13 protein-coding genes are annotated in these 21,776 nt (G+C 65.9%); 6 read left to right on the top strand and 7 right to left on the bottom strand.

From position 1 onward, the window contains the following. Window positions 1-77 precede the first annotated feature (77 nt). The 5 genes from G554_RS0107665 (at window position 78) to G554_RS0107645 (ending at window position 8,251) form a co-directional block, all read left to right on the top strand. The gene (locus G554_RS0107665; RefSeq protein ID WP_425393349.1) at window positions 78-794 is read left to right on the top strand and encodes a tyrosine-type recombinase/integrase; all 717 of its coding nucleotides are present in this window, start codon (window positions 78-80) and stop codon (window positions 792-794) included. Between the two features lie 83 nt (window positions 795-877). Further along, window positions 878-2,050 (top strand): protein kinase family protein, encoded by a 1,173-nt coding sequence (locus G554_RS0107660; RefSeq protein ID WP_027587451.1) that lies wholly within the window; start codon window positions 878-880, stop codon window positions 2,048-2,050. A 121-nt stretch (window positions 2,051-2,171) separates the two neighbouring features. Beyond that, window positions 2,172-2,741, top strand: a complete 570-nt coding sequence (locus G554_RS0107655) for a hypothetical protein (protein WP_027587450.1) — start codon at window positions 2,172-2,174, stop codon at window positions 2,739-2,741. Between the two features lies 1 nt (window position 2,742). Next, window positions 2,743-3,255, top strand: a complete 513-nt coding sequence (locus G554_RS0107650; protein ID WP_027587449.1) for a hypothetical protein — start codon at window positions 2,743-2,745, stop codon at window positions 3,253-3,255. A gap of 205 nt (window positions 3,256-3,460) precedes the next feature. Beyond that, window positions 3,461-8,251, top strand: a complete 4,791-nt coding sequence (locus tag G554_RS0107645) for a DEAD/DEAH box helicase (RefSeq protein ID WP_036925058.1) — start codon at window positions 3,461-3,463, stop codon at window positions 8,249-8,251. A gap of 106 nt (window positions 8,252-8,357) precedes the next feature. Here G554_RS0107645 and G554_RS0107640 read toward each other — a convergent pair whose 3' ends face one another. Beyond that, window positions 8,358-9,659: an ISL3 family transposase gene (locus G554_RS0107640; RefSeq protein ID WP_027587447.1), complete on the bottom strand. Its 1,302-nt coding sequence runs from the start codon at window positions 9,657-9,659 to the stop codon at window positions 8,358-8,360. Window positions 9,660-9,826: 167 nt separating this feature from the next. Between G554_RS0107640 and G554_RS0107630 the strand changes: the two genes are divergently transcribed. Continuing rightward, a protein-coding gene (locus G554_RS0107630; RefSeq protein ID WP_154654222.1) for an IS3-like element ISPfr11 family transposase occupies window positions 9,827-11,037 on the top strand; the annotation gives its coding sequence in 2 pieces (ribosomal slippage) (window positions 9,827-10,091 and window positions 10,091-11,037; 1,212 coding nt in all). A 562-nt stretch (window positions 11,038-11,599) separates the two neighbouring features. Here G554_RS0107630 and G554_RS0107625 read toward each other — a convergent pair. The 6 genes from G554_RS0107625 to G554_RS0107600 all read right to left on the bottom strand — a co-directional run bounded on the left by G554_RS0107625 (window position 11,600) and on the right by G554_RS0107600 (window position 21,740). Further along, window positions 11,600-12,955, bottom strand: coding sequence for an FAD-dependent oxidoreductase (locus G554_RS0107625; protein ID WP_027587445.1), 1,356 nt, complete (start codon window positions 12,953-12,955; stop codon window positions 11,600-11,602). Between the two features lie 149 nt (window positions 12,956-13,104). Beyond that, window positions 13,105-14,523, bottom strand: a complete 1,419-nt coding sequence (locus G554_RS0107620; RefSeq protein ID WP_036925056.1) for an IS30-like element ISPfr9 family transposase — start codon at window positions 14,521-14,523, stop codon at window positions 13,105-13,107. Between the two features lie 146 nt (window positions 14,524-14,669). Beyond that, complete coding sequence (locus G554_RS0107615; RefSeq protein WP_027587443.1) at window positions 14,670-15,977, bottom strand: ISL3-like element ISPfr4 family transposase; 1,308 nt, start codon at window positions 15,975-15,977, stop codon at window positions 14,670-14,672. A 242-nt stretch (window positions 15,978-16,219) separates the two neighbouring features. Beyond that, window positions 16,220-17,215: a UDP-glucose 4-epimerase GalE gene (gene galE / locus G554_RS0107610; RefSeq protein ID WP_013160161.1), complete on the bottom strand. Its 996-nt coding sequence runs from the start codon at window positions 17,213-17,215 to the stop codon at window positions 16,220-16,222. 45 nt (window positions 17,216-17,260) lie between these two features. Further along, the gene (locus G554_RS0107605) at window positions 17,261-18,649 is read right to left on the bottom strand and encodes an MFS transporter (RefSeq protein WP_027587442.1); all 1,389 of its coding nucleotides are present in this window, start codon (window positions 18,647-18,649) and stop codon (window positions 17,261-17,263) included. A gap of 22 nt (window positions 18,650-18,671) precedes the next feature. After that, the gene (locus G554_RS0107600) at window positions 18,672-21,740 is read right to left on the bottom strand and encodes a glycoside hydrolase family 2 TIM barrel-domain containing protein (protein WP_027587441.1); all 3,069 of its coding nucleotides are present in this window, start codon (window positions 21,738-21,740) and stop codon (window positions 18,672-18,674) included. Window positions 21,741-21,776: the final 36 nt, after the last annotated feature.

The raw sequence follows: 21,776 nt of genomic DNA, 5'->3' as shown, positions 1-21,776 counted from the left end.
GGCCTCGCGGACGATTCTCCCGCATCGGGTGCAGCTGCGCGAGGCCGGACCAGCCGAGCGAGCACGGCTGAGCCCCGGTGCCGGTCGGAATCGGGGCTCCTTTCCCATCATCGGGCGAACATGTCCCGCGGCCTGTTCTCGCGCGTCCTCATGAACGCGGCGAGGTCCTCGGGATCGACGCGCCACCGCGCCGCCCTATCGTGGCCGCCGACGTTGATGCCGAGCAGCTCATGGCGATCATCAATGCCACCCGCGACGACTTCGACCGCGCTCTGCTCGGCACCCTCGGGCTCATGGGACCTCGCTCCGGCGAGGCGCGCTCGCTGCTCGTCGGCGACCTGCGGGCCGGGCACCTCTCGGTGCTGAACGGCGGCTCGGGCACCGACACGACGAAGACACGGGATTCGCGCCGGGTGCTTCCCGTCCCCGCGCTGCTGCTGCCGTGGCTGACCGAGCTCGCCGGTGATCGCCCGAAGAGCGATTGGATGTTCCCGAGCCCGCGGAGGAAGGGCGCGCCGATTGCGAAGCAGTACGCGAACCAGGCGTTCACCCGCGCCGTGGCGCGGGCGAACGAGGACCGCGAGGAGAAGATCCCGCGGTACAGCGCCCATGCGCTCCGACACACGTTCGCGGCGATCTCGTTGTCGGAGGCCGAGGCCGATCTCTTGAGCGTCTCGCAGGCGCTGGGCCACGCCCGCCCTTCGATCACCCTGGACCGTTACGGACATCTGTCGAAACGGGGCCTGGCTCCGCTCATGGCGAAGATTGACGCCCTCGTAGCGAAGGCGTCTTGATCGGACCCGGCCGATAATCTTGGGCCATGGACCAGGATTGCGGCGACGACCCCCGGCGCTGCATCGAGAGCCAGGTCTGACCCGTGGCCACGCCCAACGAGATGAGGCTCGCGGATCTAAAGGCCAAGTACGAGGAGCAGCCCAGCTCTGTCACCTTCGATCGGCTGTACACGGACGAGGTGGAGTTAGGCCACATGTTCAGCGTCCTCCACAAGCAGCTCAACGAGCACTTCGAGAGCATCAACGGCCGGGCGCGGAGCACCCATCACTACTGGGCCGACAACAGCCGTGCGCTGCTCGCGCTGATCGACGACATCGACAAGGACCTCTACAGCCTCAAGCGGGCAGGCATCGACGTCGCGCTCGACCCGCGCTATCAGGACGGGATCGAGCACTGCCGGCCGTGGCTCTCGTACAGCGGCGGTAGCGCCGTCCCCGAGGACTTCGTCGAGATCAAGATCGTCAAGTACGAGCCGGTGCTCACGAGATCGGCTGCGTCCATCGTCCTCGCCAACCAGCCCGAGAGGGTCAAGCTGAAGATGGTTGGGTCCGGCTCCTTCGCGAACGTCTACTCATACATCGACCCTGAGTACGACATCAAGTTCGCAGTGAAGCGCGCGAAGAGAGGGATCTCCGAGCGCGACCTCGCCCGGTTCAAGCGTGAGTTCAAGATCATGAAGCGCCTGAGCTTCCCGTACATCGTCGAGGTCTACCGCTACGACGACAACCGAGACGAGTACCGGATGGAGTTCTGCAACGACACGCTCCGGGCCCACATCGGCAAGCGCAACGCAGCGCTGAAGTTCTCCACGAGGAAGCGCATCGCCCTGCAGTTCCTTTACGGCCTGAACTACATCCACAGCGCAGGCGTCCTGCACCGCGACATCAGCCTGCAGAATGTCCTCGTGAAGACCTACCCAAGCGGGGCCGTCATCGTGAAGCTCTCGGACTTCGGGCTCTCCAAGGAGGCGGATTCGGACTTCACGCTGACCAAGACCGAGCTCAAAGGCACGATCCGAGATCCACAGCTGGAGAGCCTCAAGGCCTACAGCACCGTCAACGAGATCTACTCGATCGGCTGGGTGCTCCACTTCATCTTCACCGGAAGGGAGTCGCTCTCGCACGGCATCGATCCCGTCACCCGCATCGTGAAGCGATGCACCGATCAGGACCCGGCCGGGAGGTACCAGACGGTCCTGGAGCTCATCGCAGACGTGGAGACCCTGGAGCCGGGCCCAACGGACGAACCCGCATGACGAGGTCCGCCAGGCCCCTCGACCTCTCACGGTTCAGCCCCTGATGCGCGAACCTCCTGCGAGCATTGCCAGGCACCGACGCGCCGTCCGCGGTCACACCAGCGCTACACCCTCGATTGTGATGAGCCACATTGCGGTGGATCAAGGGATTGGGAGTCTGGCGCCGTACCTGCGCGCGGCCGAGAGGGCAGCGGAGACTCGGGCTGTGGTGATGCTTCCTGGACGCGACAGCTACGGGGGGCTCACCGATGCTCTGATCAAGTATCGGGAGACGATCACTGAACGATCCCAGCAGTTCAGGGGTGATGGTCCAGTGGTGTCCTACCTCCCGAGTGTCGACGGAATCCAGTTCGCGCAGCGGCTGTCTGGAGGGTGGCTCGGCGTCATCGCCTCGACGTCGGGCTGGTTGGACGGATGGGCCCGCTATGTGGCTGCCATCGATGCTCACACCGGTGAGAAGTACCCAGAGTTGAGCCTAGCGGCTCGAGAGGCCATTGATGAGATCGATTGGTCTGGCAACAACGGCTGGCCAGGCAGGAAGGACCAGTTCATGGTTCGTCAAGTCAGGCAAGGAGTCATCCACGCCCGTTCCGTCGGTCTGAGTGACGTCGACATTTACGGGTCCATGGTCGCCCTTGGTCACGGCCAGAAATCCATCGTGCGACTCATGAGGCTCATCAGGGAACTCTGACATGTGGCTGACACTGAGCGGCGTGCTGTTGGGCGGAGTGATCTCCCTGGTCGGGGTCTGGCTCACGAATCACCTCGGCATCAAGGAGCACATGGTCGAGCGACAGGCGACAGCCAAGGAGCAGCGGCGCGTCTTTGAACGCAACACTCTGCAAGACCTGAACAAGGCCATCACGAAGGCCATGCGAGACGTCACCGTCATACACCTGGCCGATCTCGATGCCGAGACCAAGACGGGCACCTACGGCGGCCACCTATTGCCGGAGGGGATCGAGATCGGGCACCTCGAGCACGCTCAAGAGCTCGCACATCTGACCAACCTGGTGCTGGACGACCATCTGCGTGACGAGGTGATCGCGCTGCGAGCCGGGATGTCTCATCTTGGCATTCCTGGTCCGCGGACGCGTGCGCAGGGCGAGATGGAATACGCCCAGCTTTCCAATCAATGCGTCGATGTGCAGGAGAAGATAGCCAAGGTAGTACGCGAACTCTGGAGCCCTCCAGAAGCCATCTGATCCAGTCCTGCGGTCCCTATCAGACTGCGTCTGCCACGATATGGGTATCCCCGCCATTGAGATCGTGCGCAGCTCCTTCTGGTGGGACCGGCTCCTTGCGAGGAGAGCACGCGGTGGAATGGCGGGCGTGACGGGCTGGTCCTGTGCTCCTGGCCGGTGTGAGGTCGATACGCTGTGGCCCAGTCGGGGCGGAAGGGAAACGCTGGTGGCGAAGGTCAGGACGATCCAGGATGTGATCGAGGAGTTCGGCTGCGAGCCGTCTGCGGTGGTGCGGGGGACTCGGTTTGAGGAGTTGATGGCTGGCTACTTCTCCAAGGATGCGACTCTGGCGGCGACCTATGACGAGGTGTGGCGGTGGCCGGAGTGGCCTCACAATGAGGGCACCCATGACACGGGGATCGATCTGGTGGCGCGCGAGCGTGAGTCGGGTCGGTGGGCGGCGATCCAGTGCAAGTTCTACGACCCGCGCCACCGGTTGCAGAAGGCCGATATTGATTCGTTCTTCACGGCCTCGGGCCGTTCCTGGGACGGGGTGGTCTTCGACAACCGGATCATCATCTCGACCACGGACCGGTGGTCCCGTAACGCCGAGGAGGCGCTGCGTCATCAGAGTGTTCCGGTGCAGCGGATCGGGATGGCCGATATCGCCGAGTCGCGGGTGGACTGGATGTTCCACTCCGATGACCCGTTGGGGTTCACGGCGCGCAAGGCCGTCCGGTTCGGGTTGCGTCCCCATCAGAAGGAGGCGATCGACGCCATCGAGGCCGGCTTCGCCTCCCATGATCGGGGGCAGTGGATCTCGGCGTGTGGGACGGGTAAGACGTTCACGTCGTTGAAGTTGGCCGAGCGGCGTTGCGCTGAGAACGAGGGGCATTTGACGGTGTTGTTCCTGGCGCCGTCGATCTCGTTGGTCTCCCAGAGTCTGCGGGAGTGGCTGGCCCAGTCCCAGACCCCGATCCGTCCGCTGGTGGTGTGTTCGGACACCAAGGCCAGCCGTCAGGCCGAGGACATCACCGTTCACGACATTCCTCTGCCGACCACTGATCCGGACCGGCTTGTGGCCGAGATGGCCCATGGTGGGCGTCGCGGCAAACAGATGACGGTGATCTTCTCGACCTATCAGTCCATCGATGTGGTGGCCCGGGCGCAGAAGCAGTCTGGGGCGGGCCCGTTCGATCTGGTCCTGTGTGATGAAGCCCATCGCACCACCGGTGTCACCCTGGCCGGTGACACGAGTGAGTCGGCGTTCATCAAGGTCCACGACAACGCCTATCTGCCGGCGGCCAAGCGGCTCTACATGACCGCGACCCCCAGGATTTATGGCACCGATGTGAAGAAGAAGGCCGATGACGCGGCCGCGGTGTTGACCTCGATGGACGACGAGGCGATGTTCGGGCCGGTGTTCCACCGCCTGGGCTTCGGGCAGGCTGTGGAACGGGGCCTGCTGTCGGACTACAAGGTGATGATCCTGGCGGTGGCCAATGACGCCATCGACCCGGGCATGCAGGCCTGTCTGGCCGGTGAGGGTCACGAGTTGAGCCTGGATGATGCGGCGAGGATCGTGGGGTGCTGGAACGGGCTGGCCAAACGCACCACCGACATGGATTTCGGTGAGCATCCGACGCCCATGCAGCGGGCGGTGGCGTTCGCCGCCAACATCAAGGCCTCCAAGGCGTTCGCCGGGGCGCTGCCCCAGGTCGTCGACCAGGTCATCGGTGATGATGCCGGGTTGCAGGTCGAGGCCCATCACGTCGACGGGACGATGAACGCGCTGACCCGGGGCGAGGAGCTGGCCTGGCTCAAGGCCCCGGTTCCGGAGGGGGAGTGCCGGATTCTGTCGAATGCCCGGTGCCTGGCCGAGGGTGTGGACGTGCCGGCGTTGGATGCGGTGTTGTTCCTGTCCCCGCGTAACTCGCTGGTCGACGTGGTGCAGTCGGTGGGCCGGGTGATGCGCAAGGCCCCGGGCAAGGACTACGGGTATGTCATCTTGCCGGTGGCGATCGACGCCAGTGAGAAACCGGAGGTGGCGCTGCGCGACAACAAGCGCTTCAAGGTCGTCTGGGACGTCCTGAACGCCCTGCGGGCCCACGATGACCGGTTCGAGGCGATGATCAACACCATCGACCTGGACCACAGCACCGGCGGCAAGGTCTCCATCGACGTGTTCCCCCCCGCCGACGATGACAACCGGCCAGAGGGCCAGCAGCCGGGCACCAACCCGTTCGCCGGCACCCAGCCGCTGCTGGTGGGTTCGGACCTGTGGCGCGAAGCGATCCTGGGCCGCATCGTCAAGAAGTGCGGCCAGCGGGAGTACTGGGAGTCGTGGGCCGATGACGTGGTGGCCATCCACGCCAACCAGGTCCGCCGCATCACCGGCATCATTGCCGCCGCCCGCCGTGACGGGGCGCCGGTCGCCGGCCAGTTCGACATGTTCCTTCAAGGCCTGCGGGCCAACCTCAACGAGTCGATCGACGCCGCCCAGGCCGTTGACATGATCTCCCAGCACCTGATCACCCGGCCCGTGTTCCAGGCCCTGTTCCCGGCGGGCTCGTTCGCCGAGCGCAACCCGGTCTCGATCACGATGGGACAGATGGCCACCGCCCTGGAAGGCTACGGACTGGCCGCAGAAACCGCACGGTTGGACCGGTTCTACGACTCGGTGGGCCGCCGCGCCGCCCAGATCCGCACACCGGAGGGCCGCCAGAGTGTCATCCACCAGCTCTATGAGCAGTTCTTCCGCACAGCCTTCCCCGCGCAGTCGTCCTCGCTGGGGGTGGTCTACACCCCGGTGCCTGTCGTCGACTTCATCCTGCGAGCCGCCGACCAGGTGTGCCGCGACCAGTTCGGCTACGGCATCACCGATGCCGGTGTCCACGTCCAGGACCCGTTCACCGGCACCGGCACGTTCATCGTGCGGCTGTTGCAGTCGGGCATCATCGCCCCGGCGGACCTGGCCCGCAAATACACCGGGGAGTTGTGGGCCAACGAGTACATGCTGCTGGCCTACTACATCGCCGCAGTCAACATCGAGACGACCTACCAGGCCCTGGTCGCCTCCCAGCAGCCAGACCGTCCGGTGGACTATGCGCCGTTCCCCGGTGTCACGTTGACCGACACGTTCCAGATCACCGAGGACGGTGACCGGGTCGACACGAGCCTCATCCCGGTCAACAACCAGCGCATCGAGGCCCAGCTGGCCGCCCCGATCAAAGTGATCGTGGGCAACCCGCCCTACAGCGCCGGCCAGACCTCGGCCAACGACAACAACGCGAACCTGCCGTACCCGACGTTGGACGAGCGGATCGCCGACACCTACGCCAAGAGGTCTTCAGCAACTCTCAAGAACAGCCTCTACGACTCCTACATTCGGGCGTTCCGGTGGGCCACCGACCGTCTCGGTGACCAGGGCGTGGTCGCGTTCGTGACCAACAACGGCTGGCTGGACGGCAACACCGCCGACGGGATCCGCAAGACCTTCCAAGCAGAGTTCTCCGACATCTGGGTCTACAACCTCCGAGGCAACCAGCGCACCGCCGGAGAGCGTTCACGTCAGGAGGGGGGCAAGGTCTTCGGCTCCGGGTCACGGGCCGGTGTGGCCGTGCTGGTCGCTGCCAAGAATCCCCGCCGGACGGGATGCCGGATCCACTACCACGGGGTGCCGGACTACCAGTCACGCGAGGAGAAACTCGGCGACATCACCGACGCCACCTTGACCACCACCGCCTGGGCCACCATCACACCCAATACGGATGGGGACTGGCTCAACCAGCGCAACCCCGCCTTCCAGGCTTTCATGCCGATCGGCCTCAAGGACACCCGCGACCCGACGCCGCGCATCTTCACGCTGCACTCCAATGGACTCAAGACCAACCGGGACGCGTGGTGCTACAACTTCAGCCACAAGGCCGTCGAGGCGAACATGAGTCGGATGGTCGACGAGTACAACCTCGAGGCCACCACCTGGACCGGCGACGAGAGCAAGCTCACCACCGATCCCACACGGATCAGCTGGAGCGCCAACCTGAAGTCTGATGCGCTGCGGGGCCGAACCCACCAATTCAAGCCCGAGCGCATCTACGAGTCCCTCTACCGGCCGTTCTGCCACCAGAACGCCTACTTCGACCGGTCGCTCAACGAACGAGTGAACCAGCTCGAGTCCATCTTCCCCACCCCCACACACGACACCATCGGCTTCTACGTCGTCGGTCCGGGATCAGACAAACCCTTCTCATTGATCGCGACGAACCGTCTTCCAGATCTGGCGATGTGGGGGTCAAGCAGCGGCCAGTTCTTCCCTCGCTGGACCTATGAGCGGGCCGACAGCAGCGCCCAGGACGCCCTGCCTGCACCCGACGAGACCGTCGACGAGTGGGGCTACCGGCGAGTAGACAACATCACCGACCAGGCCCTGAAGACCTATCGCGACGCGTTCGGCGCGCAGGTGTCCAAGGACGACATCTTCTCCTACGTCTACGCCGTCCTCCACTCGCCGCAGTACCGTGCCGCGTTCGCCGCAGACCTCAAGCGCATGCTGCCCCGCATCCCGCTGGCCGCCTCCCGAGACGACTTCGAGCGGTTCGTCGCGGCCGGCCGAACGCTGGCTGACCTCCACATCGGCTACGAGACCGTCGAGCCCTACCCGCTGACAGAACACCTCGGCGACGACACCACCGGTCCCGAGGCCTACCGGGTCCAGAAAATGCGCTGGAAGGACAAGACCACCAAGAAAACCCTCATCTACAACGCTCACATCACCCTCGACGACATCCCCGCCGTCGCCAACGAGTACATGCTCGGCTCCAGATCGGCGCTGGAGTGGCTCATCGACCGCTACCAGGTCAAGACCGACAAAGCGTCTGGCATCATCAACGACCCCAACCAATGGGCCACCGAGCACGACGATCCCCGCTACATCATCGACCTGGTCAAGCGCGTGACCCGTGTCTCCGTGGACACGGTTCGTGTTGTTGACGCACTGCCGGAGCTTCCGCTGTGACCTCTTCTGAACTAATGATCGTGACCAGACAGGATCGGCTGTTATAGATGGGTAACGCAGCAGTGGGCCTACCCTGGTTTTTCGGCGCTCCTGACTCTTCCGTGGGTCATGGTCGGCCGGGGAGGGTGGGGCGGTGGCCGCCGAGGGTGAGCATGGCCAGGGCTATGAGGGCTTGTGGGGACCGGAACCCGAACGCGACGCGGGTGATGAGTCGGATCTTGGTGTTGACGGACTCGATACGTCCGTTGGAGAGGCCGTGCTCGATCGCGGCGAGGATCCGGTCGTGGTGTTTCACGATCGAGCGTTGGAGTTTCACGAAGGCGGGGATACGACATCGCCTGGCCCAGGAGATCCACCGGTCCAGTGCGTCGATGGCTTGCTCGTAGGGCAGCTTGAACACGACCCGTAGTCCTTCTTTGAGGAGGTAGGCGCGGTGCAACCGAGGGTCGGTCTGCGCGATCCAGGCGAGCTTCGCGGTCTGTCTCTCGGTGAGATCCTCGGGGTTCTTCCACAGCGCGTAGCGTGAGTTCTTCAACCTGCGGGCCGTGTCACTGGCGGGTCTGGTGGGTGCGTCTTTGCGAAGTCTGCCGACGTTGCGGCGCGGTTCGCTCCTGGCGGCTCTGCGGGCATCGTTCCATGCCTGCCGGCGCACCTCGTCGAGGGCGTCGGTGGCCCATTTGACAACGTGAAACGGATCGGCGCAGCGCACTGCGTCCGGGCACTTCTCGGCGACGACGTCGCCGATCCAGTCTGCCCCGTCCGCACTGACATGCGTGATCCGAGCGCACCTGCCCGCCCCGGACGCCTCCAGCTCGTCAAAGAAGGCTCGCAGCGTCCTCTTGTCCCGCCCGGGCTTGGCCCACACGAGTCGGCCGGTGTCGTGACAGACGACGACGGTGAGGTACTTGTGGCCCTTCTTGTAACTGATCTCATCGATCCCGATGCGGGTGAGCCCGGCGAACAGGTCGGTCTCGGCGGCGGTGTCGTCCCACACGCGGGCAACGATCGCTCCGACCGTGCGCCACGCGATGCGCATCAACTCCCTCACGGCGGACTTGGAGGTGACCGTCGCCAACCACGCGACCTGCTGATCGAAGAATTTGGTGTGCCCGGCACCATGACGCGCCCACGGCACCTGCGCGACGATCACCCCATGCTCAGTACACTTCACACGCGGCGCCTCCGCTTCCAGCCACACCGGGACAGGGCCCAGGTCCAGCGCCCTCCACCGCCGCAGCCCCTCACCGAGGTCGTAACGGGCAGCACGTCTGCCGCACCTCCCGCACCGAGGCCTCAGCTTCCCCGACGCACGCACCGACGCGACCACGATGCCCTCGTCCGCGTCATACTCGACGACCGTGGTCTTCTCGACTCCCAGCAGCTGTCGCCATAGGGTGGTTTCCTGCACGCCGTTCTCCCTGTTTCGTTACTGACTCTCGACAAGCCAGGAACATAGACGAGAGAACGGCGTGCACCCGTTCAGACCCGCCCAACCACCCACAGATCAGTCACAAGAGCCGGTTTTTCGGACACCTGATGTGGCGGGGCCTGGTGGCCCTGGGGGAAGGTGTTGTCATGAGCACGGGGAACGAGAAGACGCGGAGGCAGCGTCGCAAGTTCACGGCCCAGTACCGCCATGAGGCGGCGAGGATGGTGATCGACTCGGGTCGCACGATCGCCGAGGTCGCCCAGGAGCTGGGGCTGGGTCCCCAACTGTTGGGCAGGTGGGTGAAGGCAGAGAAGGAGACCATGACGCCGAGCACGTTGAGTCCGGATGAACGCGAGGAGTTGAAGCGGCTCCGCAAGGAGAACGCGGACCTGCGGATGGACAACGAGTTCTTGGGAAAAGCAGCGGCCTTCTTCGCTGCGAAGCATCAGTGAGTGAGAAGTACACGCTGATGCAGGCGGAGAAGGCTCGGTACCCGATTGCCCGGATGGCCCGCCTGTTGAAAGTGTCCACTTCCGGGTACTACGGGTGGGTTGCGGCCCAGCAGCGGGATGGGGATCATCTTCTCCCCAGCCTCCGGGCGCGTCGGCGCCTGGATGAGGCGGTGCGCCGCATATGGGTGGACTCCCGAAGCACGTACGGGTACCTGCGTGTGTGCGCCCAGCTTCGCCGTGAGGGGGTGGTGGTGGATCGTAAGACGGTGGCGGCCTCGATGCGCCGTCAGGGCCTTGCGGGCATCAGCCCGCGCCGGTTCCGTCCGGTGACGACGATACCGGGGACGCGCACGCATTCGATCCCTGACCGGGTCAAGCGACACTGGGACACGGGGCAGGTGGATCGCGTGTGGGTCACCGACATCACCTACCTGAGGACGCGGGCCGGGTGGGTGTACCTGTGCGCCATCAAGGACGCTTGCTACCGGAAGGTCATCGCAACCGCCATGTCGACGACCATGACGACGGACCTCGTGGAGGAGGCGTTGCGCCGGGCTCGCATTCTTCGCCCGAACGCGCCCAGGAAAGTGATCATCCATTCCGACCGTGGCACGCAATTCACCTCCGAGCAGATGTATGAGTGCTGCCGGGAACTCCACCTCGACCAGTCAATGGGACGCACCGGGGTGTGCTGGGACAATGCGATGATCGAATCCCAGTGGTCCGTGTTGAAGGCTGAGTTCTACGACCGCTACGAGTGGGACACCCCCCAGCAGGCCATTCAGGGCGTGGAGGAGTGGATCTACGACTTCTACAACACGAAGCGCCTCAACTCAGCGATCGGCTACCAGACCCCAGTCGAGTTCGAAGCCCAACACGCGGCAGCCCTGACACGGGCCGCCTGAACCAATCCAACCGTCCGAAACTTGCGGGTAACCCCACGAAGACGTCGAGCAGGAAGACCCGCAAGAGCTCATGGCGAGGCTCACGGGCAACTACCGGCGAGGGAACGAGCGACAGGCCCGCAACCACCCCCGAAACCGCGGCCGCTGAACGACCGGCCATCGACACGACCGCGTGCACACGCCCTCGGCGCGGCAGTTGAGGACGTTCTGATCGCGGGTAGCCCGCCCGTTCCGCTCTAGCCTCTGCGGACGAGGATGAACCCGTCCCATCCCTTTACGCCGACAGTTTGGAGCACAGTGGCGGTCAGGTCGGGATTAGCGGCGATGGCATCGACGACAGCACGGACGCCTCGAACCGAGCCATCTTGCGATGCATACCCCTACAGGGTACACCTATTCGAACCACGATCCGGCAGGGTCTATTCCCGGGGCGGGTCGGTCAGCCTCCAAGACATGCGGTGCCTGCGTCGGCGGCGGGGCCGGACGCCGGGCCCGACCGCCCCCGTCGAAGCAGAACGCCCTCCGACCCATCGGGTCGGAGGGCGTTCTCGTGCCTGAGCGGTCAGGCCAATGGCTCCAGGGTGCCGAGCACCTCGTTGAAGGCCTCGGTGCTGGACGGGTGGGTCCAGATCCCGTCGCGCAGGTCGGAGACCTTGGCGCCCAGCCGGATGGCCAGGGCGACCATGTTGACCAGCTCCTGGGAGTCGATGGAGAAGATCGTCGCGCCGAGGATCTCTTGGCTGTCGGCGTCGACGAACAGCTTGAACAGGCCGTGGGTCTCGCCGACGATCTTCGGCCGGGGCATGGCGGCGATCTTCGCCACCTCCTTCTTCGCCATCAGGACGTTGCGGCCGGACTTGCGGGCCTGGGTCTCGTCCATGCCCACCATCGACAGCGGCGGGGTGATGAAGGTGGTGTTCGGCACCGCTACGCGGTCGCTGCGGCGGCGCGTGCCCTGGCCCATCACCGCGTCCCACACGATGCGGTTGTCGTCCAGCGAGATGTAGGTGAACTGCGGGCCGCCGTTGACGTCGCCCACCGCGTACACACCGGGGACGCTGGTCTGCAGCTGGTCGTCCACGACGACGAAGCCCCGCTCGTCCACCTCGATGCGGGCGGCCTCCAGGCCCAGCTCGCCGGTGACCGGCACGCGTCCGGCGGCCACCAGCACGGCCTCGGCCGCGAAATCGCCCTTGGTGGTGTGCACCACGGCGTGTGTGCCGTCGTCGTCCAGCGACGTGGGCCGGACGCCCTGCTCGATGGTGACGCCCATGTCGAGCAGGGTCTGCCTCACGGCCTCGGCCACGTCCCGGTCGACGCGGGGAACGAACTCCTCGCCGCGGTCGAGGATGGTGACCTTGGAGCCGAAGTGGGTGAACATGCTAGCGAACTCCAGCCCAATGAAGCCGCCGCCCACGATCACCAGCCGTTCGGGCAGCGGGTCGATGTGCTGGATGGTGGTCGAGTCGAACACCCGCGGTGAGTCGAAGCCGGGCAGGTCGACGCGGCGCGAGGTCGCACCGGTGCCGATCACCACGGTCTCGCCGGTGAGCTCCACCTGGCCCTCGGCGGTGTCGACGACGACCGTCCGCGGGCCGGTGAACCGGGCGGTGCCGTCCACCAGGGTGACGCCCGGCTTCTCCAGCATCTGGTGGTTCGCGGCGTTGAGCGTGCCGATCAGCGCGTCGCGGCCGGCGACGGCGGTGCGGAAGAACTCCTGCGGGTCGTCGGAGTCGCGACGCTCCTCGGCCGAGACGACGAGGTCCTTGGTCGGCACGCAGGCGATGTTGATGCAGGTGCCGCCGTACATCTCGGGCGAGCGCTCCACCAGCGCCACGGTCTTGCCGGCGGCCGCGAAGCGCCCCGCCAGGGTCTTTCCTGCCTTGCCCCAGCCGATCACCAGCAGGTCAACATCCATCACAATTCTCCTTCGCGTAGGCACGCTCTCGCTCGCAACGCTCGCAATCCACGAGGTGCGGGATTTGCCGGTGGGCATCCTTCCAGCGGCGCCGCTGAGATGGAAAGCCAACTGGTGACATCGCTCTGCTGGTCGGAGCCACGGCAGGTTCAACCGGTCGTCGCAACACCGGCTTCTTCCAAGGATCGTAGTTGCTCTTCGAAGACCTCGGCCGGTGTTCTCCAGCCGAGGGTCTTGCGGGGGCGGTTGTTTAGGGTGTGGGCCACGGCTTCCAGATCTTCTGCTGTCCAGCGGGACAGGTCGGTGCCCTTGGGGAAGTACTGACGCAGCAGCCCGTTGGTGTTCTCGTTGCTGGGCCGCTGCCATGGGCTGTGGGGGTCAGCGAAGTAGACCTTCGTGCCGGTCTCCAGGGCGAAGGTGGCGTGAGCGGATAGTTCCTTGCCGCGGTCCCAGGTGATGGTCTTGCGCAGCTGCTGCGGCAGAGCGGTGATCGACGCGGCGAGCGCGGTGTTCATCGCGACCGCACCGTAACCGCCCAGCGAGGGGCCGTTCTTGACCGGCGGCGTCTGGCCCCAGCCCTCCAAGCGAGGCAGATGGACCAGGATCGTGGCGCGGCTGTGGCGTTCGACCAAGGTGCCGATCGCGGAGCGGCCGGTGCCGATGATCAGGTCGCCTTCCCAATGACCGGGAACAGCCCGATCCGCGGCCTCCGCGGGCCGTTCGCTGATCACGACATCGGCGGTGACATGGCCATGGGGCTTGTTCCGCGAACGCTCACGCGGCGAGCGCAGAGCCCTGCCGGTGAGCAGGCAGGTCACCAGGTCCCGCTTCAGCGCCCCGCGGCCCTCGATGAACAGTGACTGGTAGATCGCCTCGTGACTGATCCGCATGGACTCATCATCACCGAACTCGATGCGCAGGCGGCGGCTGATCTGCTCCGGGCTCCAGGCCTTCGACCAGCGACGGTCGGCCCGGTGGGGCTTGTTCAACCCTTTCCAGACTGGCGTGTCTGGGCCGTTGACGGTGCGGCCGTCAGGGTGGGTGACCTTGCCGGCGAGCCGGTCCTGGACGTAGTCACGCAGCCGCGGGTTGGTCACCATCTTCGCTTCTTTGGGCCTCTTGGCGGCCTCGTGGGCTTTCCACTGGGCGACCATGGCTCGGTATTCGAGTTTCCCGCCTCGGGTAGCGGCGTTGCGGCGCAGCTCACGACTGATCGTGCCCGGATCACGGCCCAGAGCCCGGGCGATGGTGCGAACCCCCTTGCCCTGGGCCTTCAGGATGGCGATCTCCTCACGCTCGGCGAAGCTGAGATATCGCCCACTGGGTTCGACCAGACTGATCGGTGGCATGCCGCCAGCGTGGCGGAACCACCGCGAGGCCACCGGGATCGACACACCCACCACGAGCGCGGCCTCCGCCGTTGAGATCCCCGTCGCAATGAGACGCCAGAAGTCACGCTGCACCGTCCGAGACGGTTGCGGCCTGCCCGGAGAGAACATCGCCGGCCGCAAGGACCTGTCCGCTCGCCACTGACGCCGCAACCCCTCGGGGACATCGCCAGTCCTCATGCTCCAATGCTTGGTAGCCATCCTCCACACCTCTCACATCAAGGTGTTGCGACGACCAGTTGAATGCGCCCACAGAACGACACTCAGAGTGTGCTGAGGCCGTGCGCAGCAACGCGCGCACATCGGCAGATGATCAATGTGGCTCTTCACAATCGAGGGTGTAGTTGCGGCCTGAACCCTCCGGTCTCGAGCAGCGATCTGGCGATGTAGCTGGTCAGGTTGCGGAACCCGAGCGCGGAGCCGCGCAGGTGCTCGAGCCGGCCGTTGATCGCCTCCGTTGGGCCGTTGCTGGTGCCGGGCCGGTCGAAGTAGGCCAGGACGTCGGCGGCGCGCTTCTTCAGGGTTCTGCCGAGCTTGGTGATCTCGACCAGGACCGTCGGCACGCCGGCGCTGAGGTCGTCGATCAGCTTGGCCATCAGCTCACGGCCACGGCTTCGGTCCTCGTGCCGGTAGGCAGCGATCATCCTCTGGTAGACGCCCCAGGTCGCCTCGGCCTCGACGTGGTTGTCGTCGGCGAACAAGGACCTGAGTCGGGTTGCCTGCTTGTCTGTGAGCAGGTCGGCGCCGGTGCACAGCGTGCGTCGCGCCGAGTAGAGCGGGTCGCCCTTCATCCCGCGGTGCCCGTGGATGGCTTGTTGGACCCGACGGCGGCACACGTCCAGTGCCTCGCCAGCGAGCCTGGTGACGTGGAAGGGGTCCATCACGGTGACCACGTCGGGCAGTTCCTCGACGGGGGCGGTCTTGAAGCCGGTGAAGCCGTCCATCGCGACGACCTGCACGGCGTCGCGCCACGACTGCGGCCGGTCGGCGAGCCAGGACTTGAACGCCTGCTTGGAGCGGCCCTCGACCATGTCGAGCAGCCGGGCGGGGCCAGTGCCGTCACGGACAGGGGTGAGGTCGATGATCACGGTGACGTACTTGTCGCCGCGGCGGGTGTGGCGCCACACGAGTTCGTCGACTCCGATGACCTTGACGCCGTCGAATCGGGCCGGGTCGTTGATCAGCAGCCGCTTGCCTTCGGCCAGGACCGCGTCGTTGGCGGTGTTCCAGGCGACGCCGAGTCCTTCGGCGACCCGGGCCACGGTGAGGTGCTGGACCACGATCCCTTCCAGCGCCCACCGCAGCCCAGCACGGGACAGCTTGGCCCGCGGTTCGGCCGCCGCGCTGGTGTCTTGGCGCCACACGCGGGTGCAGCCGGTGCACCGGTACCGACGGACCGTCACGACCAAGGTCGTCGGCCGCCAGCCCTGCGGGGCGTGGGCGAGCTCGCGCGTGACCGAGTCGCGCGGGCTGCCTTCACAGCCGCAGCCGCGGCACCAGCGGTCGTCGTCGACGACCCGGCACGCGAGAACGGCACGGTCGGGCTCGATCCGTTGCCCGGTGACGACGAGCCCGAGGTCGTCGAGCCGACAGAACTTGGTCAGGTCGGGGCAAGCGAAGGTAGCGTCAGACAAGTCGAGGTCTTCTGGATGGAAGGTGTAGGAACCCCCATCATCGGGAGACCTCGGCCCCTACCTGGCCACCGCCCCAGCTACACCCTCATCTGTGATGAGCCGATTAAGATACCCGGTGGTTGGAAAACGTCTGCCACTGAGTACTTCTCCTGGTCAACTGGGTGCGGGTTCGGGTGGTCGACATCGCGGGTGGGGTGAGGCGTGTCGTGTCCCGATGAGGCAGGTGCCGTGGTCAGCGGGTCTCACTCGCTTATGTCGGGATGGGCGGTGCGCGCCTGCCACGCCGAGGTGACCATGTCGTCGATGGAGTGGCGCATCCGCCAGTCCAGGTCGCGGGCGGCGGCGTCCCCGTTGGCGACGATGCGCGCCGGGTCGCCGGGGCGGCGCTCGCCGATCACCGGCTCGAAGGTGTGGCCGGTGCCACGCTGCATCGCGTCCATGATCTCGCGCACCGAGAGCCCGTCGCCGCTGCCCAGGTTGTACACCGGCCGCAGCTCGCGCCCCTCGGCCATCGCCGTCGCGGCGGCGACGTGGCTGGTGGCCAAGTCGGCGACGTGGACGTAGTCGCGCACGCAGGTGCCGTCCGGCGTCGGGTAGTCGGTGCCGTTGATGCGGGGCGTGCGGCCCTCGATGAGCGCCTCGATGACCAGCGGGAACAGGTTGTGCGGGCTGGTGTCGTAGACCTCGTCGGTGCCGGAGCCGACGACGTTGAAGTAGCGCAGGCTGACGTGCTGCAGCGGCGTGGCACCGTCGGTGAGCTCCAGCGCGCGGGCCTGGTCGGCCAGCAGCCACTCGCCGATCAGCTTGCTCTGGCCGTAGGGCGACTCGGGGGCGGTGGGCTGGTCCTCGGTGACCAGGTCGACGTCGGGGGTGCCGTAGACGGCCGCCGAGCTGGAGAACACGATTCGGCTGACGCCGACGCGCTGCATCGCCTCCAGCACCGCCGCGGTGCCCTGCACGTTCTGGCTGTAGGTGTGCAGCGGCCGGGCGACCGACACGCCGGCGTACTTGTACCCAGCGATGTGCATCACGCCCTCGACGTCGTGCTCACGCATCGTCCGCTCCAGCAGCGAGGTGTCCTGCACCTGGCCTTCGACGAAGTCGACGCCGTCGGGCACGAATTCCCGGTGGCCGCTGGACAGGTCGTCGACCACGATCGGGGTGATGCCCTGCTCGATGAAGGCCCGCACGACGTGCGACCCGATGTAGCCGGCTCCGCCGGTGACCAACCACGACATGTCTTCTCCTGTGTCTCTGGGGATGCTCGAAGAGGGTGCTGGTGCTCACGCGGTCACGCGGTCTGCCGACGTGCGCAGCGCCCGGTTGGCCTTCTCGACGTCGAGCCGGGTGAGGAAGGCGAGGATGATGAGGTTGGCGATGGCGGGGATCCACAGGTACATGAAGTAGAGCATGTGGATCGCGGAGCTGCTCTGGGTGGTGGCGTTGCCGACGTAGCCGCTGGCGGCCAAGAGCCATCCGGCCAAGGCTGTTCCGACGCCGCCGCCGATCTTCACACCGAGGGTGGTGCAGGAGAACATCATGCCGTCGATGTGCTTGCCGGTGCGCAGGAAGGTGTACTCGGAGGCCTCGGCGATCAGCGCATTGAGAGTGCCTTGCAGGGGGCTCATGCCCAGAGAGGCGATCGCGGAGGAGGCGATCATGAGGGGGATGCTGCCCATGTAGCCACCGGCCACGACACCCAAGCGGCCCAGGACGGCGACGACGTAACCCCAGATGTTGAGGCGGTACATCTGTCCGTAGCGCTTGACCAGAACGGGGGTGAACAGCAGTCCGATGATCAGCGGAATGTTGATCGCCCATGCGAAGGCGCCCAGACGGGTCGCGTCACCGAGGACGTAGGTCATGAAGTAGATGCCCATGTTCAGGGTGGCGGTGAAGATCTGCTGGACCAGGTAGATGACCAGGATGATCAGATAGAACTTGTTGGCGAGCAGGATCCGGGCGCCCTCCTTGAACGAGTAGCGCTCGGCGGCGGCCGGATCGTGGCCCTCGTCAAGCTCTTCGGGCGGCAGCTCCTTGACCGACAGCACCGAGATCGTGTTAACCGCCAGACCGATGACGGCATAGATGATCGCGATGGCCCGCCACCCGTCGGCGCCGCCACCCAGCATGCGCACGCCCTGGACGGTGAAGGTCTGGATGAGCATGCTGGTGGTGAACGCGAACATGAAGCGGATGGAGCCCATCTGCACTCGTTCGGCGGAGTTCCTGGTGATCAGCGCCGTCAGCGCCGAGTAGGCGATGTTGTTCGCGGTGAAGAACACCGAGTTGAGCAGGATATAGGCGAGGAAGAACCAGATGTACTTGCCCGTCTCACTGAGCCCGCCGGGGATGGCGAAGCTGGCGACCAGGGTGACAGCGCAGCCGATGTAGGGCCACAGCATCCACGGCCGAGCCTTGCCCATTCGGGTATGGGTGCGGTCGAGCAAGGCCCCGAAACCGATGTCGGTGACACCATTGAACAGCTGGGCGACCATCATGAGCGTGCCGATGACACCGGCGTTGAGGCCCATCTGGTCGGTCAGGTAGATCATCAGGAAGGCCGACAGGAACGCGTAGACCACGTTGCCGGCGACGTCACCGGAGCCGTAGCCGATCTTGTTGCCCCAGGTCAGGTACGTCTTGCCAGAACTTGCAGCGTGTGTGGGCATGGTTTCGGGTCTCCCGGTGGGTTCAGCGGCGGGTGGGGGCGAGGACGAGGTCGACGTGGTACGTCTCGTCGTCGACCCGGTAGCGGGCGAGCAGCTCGGGGCCGCAGCTGTTGGAGCCGATCCCGGCCATGGCGTGGTCGATGCACAGCACCACCTGGTCGTCGGGGTCCAGCTCGACGTCGTGTCTCGTAATCGACAGCTGCTCTTGGGTGATCCGGGAGGCGTTGAACGAGAACGGTCGCGGTGAGGTGACGGTCAGGCCACGCGCCGCATCGGCTTGCTCCACACGGACCCAGTCGCAGTCTCCGCGGCTGCCGTTCTCCTGGGGGCGGAGGTAGTCGACGAACAGTCCGTCGATGCTGCTGGTGAAGTGGCCGTGGCGGCTGGCCTGCCGCTTGTCTGGGTAGTTCTCGCCCGGACCGAGCCCGACCCACGACGCCTGGTCGAGTTCCGGTGCCAGGAAGAAGCGCAGACCCAGTCGGGGCAGGGTTGGGAACTCCGGTGTGCGGGTGACGTCCATCTGGCACCGCAATCGGCCCGCGACGTCGATGGTCCAGCTGGCGTCGAGGCGCAGGATGGGCTGGATCGTCGCGGCGTCCAGGGTCATGCGGGCGCGCACCACCACGGACCCGTCAAGGGTCTGGGCGGAACACTCATGTGCGCGGACCGCGGCATACGGGTAGCGGGCCCGTTCCCACTCCAGGCGGATGCGTCGGTCGTTGTCGGTGGGCGCGCGCCAGATGTTGACCTCCGCAGGTGCCGTGAACATCTCCTGGTCGCCCACGAGCATCGACGTGGGCATCCCGGTGCCGGTGTCGAAACGGTACTGGAAGCCGTCACCACGCACCGTGATCGCGGAGGGGTCCTGCTCGACGGCGGGGGAGACGCCACCGGGCGGTGCCTCGAGCAACTGCACGGACTGCTGGTTGCGGGGGTCGGCGACAGGGACGGCGACCTCATCGAAGCCGAGCTCCTGGCCCGCGGCGCGCACCGCGTCGCCGACGCGGAGGCGTTGCGTCACACGCAGGTGACAGCGCCCTACCCGCGGCAGCTGGGGGCGGCAGGTCACTTGGGTTTCGGTGTGGGGCGGAACAGGACGCGTGAAGGACAGGTCGCCACGATCTAGGACGATCCCGTCGCAGACCAGCTCCCAGGACAGGTCGACCACCTCGTCGAGATTTGTGAAGTCCAGGTCGTTGCGCAGCGTCAGCATGCCCGCGCCGGGGTCGTGCGCGACGACTCGGGCTGGGCGCTGCACGTTCTTCAGTTCCAAAAGGCCGGGGTGGGGTCGGCGGTCGGGCCACACGAGGCCGTCGACGCAGAAGTTCCCGTCGTGGATGACTTCACCGGAGTCGCCGCCGTACAGGTAGCAGGGGCGGCCGTCGTCGGTGTGGTCGGCTAGGACGGCGTGGTCGCACCACTCCCACACGAACCCGCCGCACAGGCGAGGGTCGGTGTGGATGAGCTGCCAGTAGTCCTCCAGGTCACCGGGCCCGTTGCCCATTGCGTGGCAGTACTCCACCAGCACCAGCGGCTTGTCTGGATCGCCTGCGAGGTAGTCGAGCATCTCCTGCTGTGACGGGTACATGCGGCTGTACAGGTCGATGTTCGAGTAGTCATAGCTGCGCTTGGAATTGCGGTAGAAGGCGCTCTCGTAGTGGGTCACCCGGTCCGGGTCGAACTCCTTCATCCAGGCCAGGGAGACCTCGAGGGTGCAGCCATAGGCGCACTCGTTGCCGGCCGACCAAGAGAAGATGCTCGGCCGGTTCTTCTCGCGCTGGACGCAACGCTGCACGCGGTCCAGGGTCGCCTCCGTCCAGTCGGGACTGTCGGCGATCAGCTCGTTCCAGTGCTCGACGACGTTGTCCCAGGACTCGTCGGCCAGGAACTGGGCCTGCGTTCCGTGGCTCTCGTTGTCGGCCTCCGACATGACCAGCAGGCCGTACTGGTCGCACAACTGGTAGAAGCGGGGGTCGTTGGGGTAATGGGAGCTGCGCACGGCGTTGATGTTGTGCCGCACCATGAGTTCCAGGTCGCGGCGCATGTGGGCGACGTCGACGGTGGGTCCGGTGGCGGGGGCGGAGTCATGGCGGTTGACGCCCCTCAACGTCACCGGGCAGTCGTTGAGGCGCAGGACCACGTCGTCGATCGAGACCTCTCGCAGACCCACCTGGTCGGTGACGACCTCGTCTGGCATCTCCAGCAACAGGGTGTACAGCTCCGGGTGCTCGGGGTTCCACAGGCGTGGCCGGTTGACGTGGAGTTCGACGGCGTGGCTGTACCCGCGGGCGTCGTTGGCCTCGGCCAGCACACCGCTGGCCACCGTCGTGCCATCTGCGCCGAGCAGCGTGGCCCGGGTCTCGACCGGGCCACCCACGTAGGAGGCACGCAGGCGCACCGTGGCGCCGGCCTCGTGGATCTGGGTAGTGGTGAAGTAGTCGAACAGGTGACGGGTAGGGCGGTCGACGAGGTAAACGTCGCGGAAGATGCCGCTGGTGCGGAACTTGTCCTGGTCCTCGAGGTAGGTGCCGTCACACCACTTGAACACCAACACCGCCATGTGGTTGGTGCCCTCCACGAGCGCCTCGGTGATATCGAACTCGCTCGTGGCGTGGCTGACCTGGCTGTAACCGACGTAGTGCCCGTTCACCCACACGTAGAAGCAGGAGTCGACGCCCTCGAAGACCAGCGTCATGTCGGGCGCCGCCGCGTCGGCGTGGTGATCGAAGGTGGTCCGGTAGGCGCCGCAGGGGTTGTCCACGGGGACGTGGGGCGGGTCCAGCGGGATCGGGTAGCGCACGTTGGTGTACTGGTGAGCGTCGTAGCCCTGATGCTGCCAAGTACCCGGAACGGTGATTGGAGCGAAACCCTCGACCGTGCACCCGGGGTCCATGAAGGCCTCGTCCAGGTCGTTGACCGAGTGGTGGTAGCGGAAGTCCCACTGACCGTTGAGCAGTTGGACCCGGTCGGACGACTCACGGGCGGTGACGACATCGGTCACTGCCGCTGAGGCCGGCACGAAGTAGGCATGGGCGGCCAGCGTGTTCTCGTGCAGGACCTCCAGGCCCTGGTGGTGCTTCGGGATGCTCACCGCTGCTCCTGTCCGTTCCGGCCCCGACGGTGGGGT

It is taken from the genome of Acidipropionibacterium thoenii DSM 20276 (assembly GCF_000423445.1).
In the GTDB taxonomy this organism is placed as follows: Bacteria; Actinomycetota; Actinomycetes; order Propionibacteriales; family Propionibacteriaceae; genus Acidipropionibacterium; species Acidipropionibacterium thoenii.
The sequence above is the reverse complement of the archived record's forward strand: the minus strand, read 5'-3'. Positions and strand labels throughout refer to the sequence as shown.

What these genes read in the sequence shown, in the direction of transcription:
- G554_RS0107655 (WP_027587450.1), top strand. Translation starts at nt 2,172, where the DNA reads ATGAGCCACATTGCGGTGGATCAAGGGATTGGGAGTCTGGCGCCGTAC.
- G554_RS0107650 (WP_027587449.1), top strand. Translation starts at nt 2,743, where the DNA reads ATGTGGCTGACACTGAGCGGCGTGCTGTTGGGCGGAGTGATCTCCCTG.
- G554_RS0107625 (WP_027587445.1), bottom strand. Translation starts at nt 12,955, where the DNA reads ATGGATGTTGACCTGCTGGTGATCGGCTGGGGCAAGGCAGGAAAGACC.
- G554_RS0107620 (WP_036925056.1), bottom strand. Translation starts at nt 14,523, where the DNA reads ATGAGGACTGGCGATGTCCCCGAGGGGTTGCGGCGTCAGTGGCGAGCG.
- galE (WP_013160161.1), bottom strand. Translation starts at nt 17,215, where the DNA reads ATGTCGTGGTTGGTCACCGGCGGAGCCGGCTACATCGGGTCGCACGTC.
- G554_RS0107605 (WP_027587442.1), bottom strand. Translation starts at nt 18,649, where the DNA reads ATGCCCACACACGCTGCAAGTTCTGGCAAGACGTACCTGACCTGGGGC.